This is a genomic window from Bartonella sp. AP58NXGY (assembly GCF_042195785.1).
GTDB lineage: Bacteria > Pseudomonadota > Alphaproteobacteria > Rhizobiales > Rhizobiaceae > Bartonella.
Window position 1 is genome coordinate 1 of record NZ_JBHIOY010000200.1, and the last position, 779, is coordinate 779.

1 pseudogene is annotated in these 779 nt (G+C 41.2%); it reads left to right on the plus strand.

Going from position 1 to position 779, the window contains the following annotated elements:
• A pseudogene (locus ACFINC_RS10425) lies at positions 1–779 on the plus strand (hypothetical protein); the annotation flags it as partial.

A 779-nucleotide genomic window follows, 5' to 3' on the forward strand; every position in this document is an offset into this window, starting at 1 on the left:
GTAGCGACGCATGGATCAGGTGAAGCGAAGACAAATAGCAAGCTTACATCTCTATTAGATGGGGACATTAAATCTGGCTCGACGGATGCAGTAACGGGTAATCAGCTTCATGCGTTAGGTGATAATGTTGCGAAGTCTTTAGGTGGTGGCGCTAAATATGAAGAAGGTCAATGGACCGCTCCTGTATTCACGGTTAAGAACGTCAACTCTGATGGTCAAACAGAAGATAAAAATTATAGTACTGTAGCTGCAGCTTTTACAGGTGTAGGGGATTCATTCACGAATATTCATAATGAGCTTAAGAATGAGATTAATAAAGTTGTAGGAGACAGTCTTGTTAAGCAGGATTCTGAAACGAAAGTAATCAAGATTGGGGCTGAAACAGAGGGCAGAACAATCACAATTGCAAACAGTAATGGTGATACACGTAGTATTTTTGGCGTGAAAGCGGCAACTCTCTCTGAAGATTCAACAGAAGCAGTAAATGGTTCCCAGCTTTATTCCTTGAATAAGACATTAGCGACATATTTTGGTGGAGGTGCGAGCTATGAAAATGGTGCATGGACGGCGCCTACTTTCAAAGTTACGACCTTTAATGAATCTGGAAATGCTGAAGAGCATAGCTATGCCAATATTGCAGATGCGTTTGCAGGTGTAAGCAGTTCATTCACGAAGCTTCACAATGATATTACAGATAATGATAATATTAAGCAGAATGCATTGTTGTGGAGTGATGAAGATAGTGCGTTTGTAGCACTTCATGGGCAAGGTGACACAAG